Here is a 3,835-nt window from a genome sequence, read left to right as displayed (position 1 = left end):
GTCCGGGGCGGGGTGGTCCCGGGCGGGGTGGTTCATGGCAGGGCGGGCGGTCCGCCGGGTCCGTCACGCCGGCTGCACGACCGCCAGCAACAGGCCCGGCTCCACCTGCTGTCCGGGCCTGGCGTGCAGGGCGGTGAGCGTGCCTGCGGCGGGTGCGGTGATCTGGTGCTGCATCTTCATCGCCTCCAGCCAGATCAGGGGCTGGCCGGCGGTGACGGCCGAGCCCTCGGTGAGGCCGTCGGCGACGCGTACGACCGTGCCCGGCATCGGCGCGAGCAGGGAGCCCGGGGCGAGCTGGGCGGCGGGGTCGGGGAAGCGGGGCAGGGCCGTCAGGCGGGTGGCGCCCACGTACACCTGGTCGCCGTACCGTGCGACCTCGAACCTCCGGCGCACCCCGTCCACTTCGAGCACGACGGTGCGTGCGTCCACGTGCACGACCCGGACCCCGTCGGCCACCGGGCCCCGCCTGGTGTGCCGGTAGCGGACCTCGATCTCCTCTCCGGCCACCTCGTAGCGCTTGGTCTGCGGCTGCGCGGGGACGTTGCGCCAGCCGCCGAAGCGGGAGCGGCCGTGCGCGTCGGCGAGGGCGGCGGCCAGGGGCGCGTGGACGTCGGGCGCCGGCCGGGTCAGTTCGGCGAGGTGGCGGTCGTAGAAGCCGGTGTCCGGCGGCCCGTCGGCGAACTCGGGGTGCCGCAGGGAGCGGACCAGCAGGTCGCGGTTGGTGACCGGGCCGTGGATCTCGGCCCGCTCCAGCGCGCCCGCCAGCCGGCGCAGCGCCTCGGCGCGGGTGGGGGCGTGGGCGACGGCCTTGGCGAGCATCGGGTCGTAGTGGACGCCGATGGTGTCGCCGTCGGTGTAGCCGGTGTCGAGCCGGACTCCGGCCGGTACGGCGAGGCGGTGCAGGGTGCCGGTCTGCGGGGCCCAGTCGTGGGCGGGGTCCTCGGCGTACAGGCGGGCCTCGACGGCGTGTCCGCGCGCGGCGGGCGGTGTGGCCGGCAGGGGGTGGCCCTCGGCGACACGGAGCTGTTCGGCGACCAGGTCGAGACCGAAGACGGCCTCGGTGACCGGGTGTTCCACCTGGAGGCGGGTGTTCATCTCCAGGAAGTGGGCCCGGCCGTCGGCGACCAGGAACTCGACCGTGCCGGCGCCCACGTAGGAGACGGCCCGGGCCGCGCGGACCGCCAGGGCGTAGAGCTCCTCGGTGAGCCGGGGGGTGAGGCCGGGTGCGGGGGCCTCCTCGATCACCTTCTGGTGGCGGCGCTGGAGCGAGCAGTCGCGGGTGCCGAGGGTCCAGACGGTGCCGTGGGTGTCGGCGAGGATCTGCACCTCGACGTGGCGGCCGCGTTCGACGTACGGCTCGACGAAGACCTCGCCGTCGCCGAAGGCGCTCGCGGCCTCGGCGGCGGCGCCCGCCAGCGCGGCCGGCAGGTCCGCCAGGCGGCGCACGACGCGCATGCCGCGTCCGCCGCCGCCGGCCGCCGCCTTCACCAGCACCGGCAGGTCGGCCTCGGTGACCTCGCCGAGCGGGGCGACGCCCATGAGTTCCTTGGCGCGCGTCTTGGACGCCATGGCCTCGATGGCCGCGGGCGGCGGCCCGATCCAGAGCAGCCCGGCGTCGAGCACGACGCGGGCGAAGTCCGGGTTCTCGGAGAGGAAGCCGTAGCCGGGGTGCACGGCGTCCGCGCCTGCGGCCAGGGCGGCCTTCACGATCAGGTCGCCGCGCAAGTACGTCTCCGCGGGTGTCGCGCCCGGCAGCCGTACGGCCGCGTCGGCCACGCGCGTGTGGAGCGCGTCCTCGTCCGCGTCCGAGTGCACGGCGACCGTCCGGATCCCCAGTTCGGCGCAGGTGCGGAAGACGCGGTGGGCGATCTCGCCCCGGTTGGCGACGAGGAGTGTCGAAATCACTGGGTTCCTCACATCCGGAAGACGCCGAAGCCGCCCCGCGCGCCCTCGTAGGGGGCGGTGTGGATGGCGGAGAGGCACAGGCCGAGGACGGTGCGGGTGTCGCGCGGGTCGATGACGCCGTCGTCGTACAGCCGCCCGGACAGGAACATGGGCAGCGACTCGGACTCGATCTGCTGCTCCACCATGGCGCGCAGGGCGGCGTCCGCGTCCTCGTCGTAGGGCTGCCCCTTGGCCGTCGCCGACTGGCGGGCGACGATCGACAGCACGCCCGCGAGCTGCTGCGGGCCCATGACGGCCGACTTGGCGCTGGGCCAGGCGAACAGGAACCGGGGGTCGTAGGCGCGGCCGCACATGCCGTAGTGCCCGGCGCCGTAGGAGGCCCCCATGAGCACGGACAGGTGCGGGACCCTGCTGTTGCTGACGGCGTTGATCATCATGGCGCCGTGTTTGATGATCCCGCCCTGCTCGTACTCCTTGCCGACCATGTAGCCGGTGGTGTTGTGCAGGAAGAGCAGCGGGATGTCGCGCTGGTTGGCGAGCTGGATGAACTGGGCGGCCTTCTGCGACTCGGCGCTGAACAGCACGCCCTGGGCGTTGGCCAGGATGCCGACGGGGTAGCCGTGCAGGGTCGCCCAGCCGGTGGTGAGGCTGGTGCCGTACAGCGGCTTGAACTCGTCGAAGTCGGAGGCGTCGACGATTCGGGCGATGACCTCGCGCGGGTCGAAGGGGATCTTGAGGTCGCCGGGGACGATGCCCAGCAGTTCCTCCGGGTCGTACTCGGGCTCAGCCGCCGGTCCTGGGTCCGCGTACGCCTTGCGGTGGTTGAGGCGGGCGACGACGCGGCGGGCCTGGCGCAGGGCGTCGCGTTCGTCGGCGGCGAAGTAGTCCGCGAGGCCCGAGACGCGCGCGTGCATCTCGGCGCCGCCCAGGGACTCGTCGTCGCTCTCCTCGCCGGTCGCCATCTTCACCAGCGGCGGTCCGCCGAGGAACACCTTGGCCCGTTCCTTGACCATGATCACGTGGTCGGACATGCCCGGGACGTAGGCGCCGCCGGCGGTGGAGTTGCCGAACACGACGGCCACGGTCGGGATGCCGGCGGCGGACAGCCGGGTCAGGTCCCGGAAGATGGCCCCGCCGGGGATGAAGATCTCCTTCTGGGAGGGCAGATCGGCGCCGCCGGACTCCACCAGGCTGATGCAGGGCAGCCGGTTGGCGAGCGCGATGTCGTTGGCGCGCAGCGCCTTCTTCAGGCTCCAGGGGTTGCTCGCGCCGCCGCGCACGGTCGGGTCGTTGGCGGTGATCAGGCACTCCACGCCCTCGACCACGCCGATGCCGGTGACCAGCGAGGCGCCGACGGCGTAGTCGCTGCCCCAGGCGGCCAGCGGGGACAGTTCCAGGAACGGGGTGTCGGGGTCGAGGAGCAGTTCGATGCGTGCGCGGACGGGCAGTTTGCCGCGTCCGCGGTGCCGGGCGAGGTACTTCTCACCGCCGCCCGCGAGTGCCTTCGCGTGCTCGGTGTCGAGGTCGGCGAGCTTGGCGAGCATGGTCTCGCGGTGGGCCCGGTAGTCCGGGCCGCCGGTGTCCAGGGTGGTGCCGAGGACGGTCACAGGAGGGCCTCCGGGATGTCCAGGTGGCGGGAGCGCAGCCATTCGCCGAGGGCCTTGGCCTGCGGGTCGAAGCGGTGCTGGGCGGCGACGCCCGCGCCGAGGATGCCGGTCACGACGAAGTTGAGGGCGCGCAGGTGGGGCAGGACGTGCCGGGTGACCGGCAGCTCCCGGCTCTCGGGGATCAGCTCCCGGAACCGGTCGGCGGTCAGCTCGTGCGCCAGCCAGCGCCAGGCGTCCTCGGACCGCGCCCACACACCGACGTTGGCGTCGCCGCCCTTGTCGCCGCTGCGGGCGCCGGCGACCAGGCCGAGGGGGGCGCGGCG

3 protein-coding genes are annotated in these 3,835 nt (G+C 73.9%); all 3 read right to left on the bottom strand.

Features of this window, described 5'->3' with window-relative positions; all coding sequences use genetic code 11:
- Window positions 1-63: 63 nt before the first annotated feature.
- Window positions 64-1,905 (bottom strand): acetyl/propionyl/methylcrotonyl-CoA carboxylase subunit alpha, encoded by a 1,842-nt coding sequence (locus V7E45_RS39230; RefSeq protein ID WP_333779070.1) that lies wholly within the window; start codon window positions 1,903-1,905, stop codon window positions 64-66.
- 8 nt (window positions 1,906-1,913) lie between these two features.
- Complete coding sequence (locus tag V7E45_RS39225) at window positions 1,914-3,512, bottom strand: acyl-CoA carboxylase subunit beta (protein WP_333779069.1); 1,599 nt, start codon at window positions 3,510-3,512, stop codon at window positions 1,914-1,916.
- Window positions 3,509-3,835 (bottom strand): AtuA-related protein (locus tag V7E45_RS39220; protein ID WP_443056355.1); only part of this gene is annotated, 327 nt, incomplete at its 5' end. The genes V7E45_RS39225 and V7E45_RS39220, both read right to left, overlap by 4 nt.

The organism is Streptomyces sp. IBSBF 3136, from assembly GCF_036815105.1.
Classification (GTDB): Bacteria; Actinomycetota; Actinomycetes; order Streptomycetales; family Streptomycetaceae; genus Streptomyces.
Note: the sequence above shows the minus strand (reverse complement) of the source record. Positions and strands in the feature narration are given on the sequence as shown.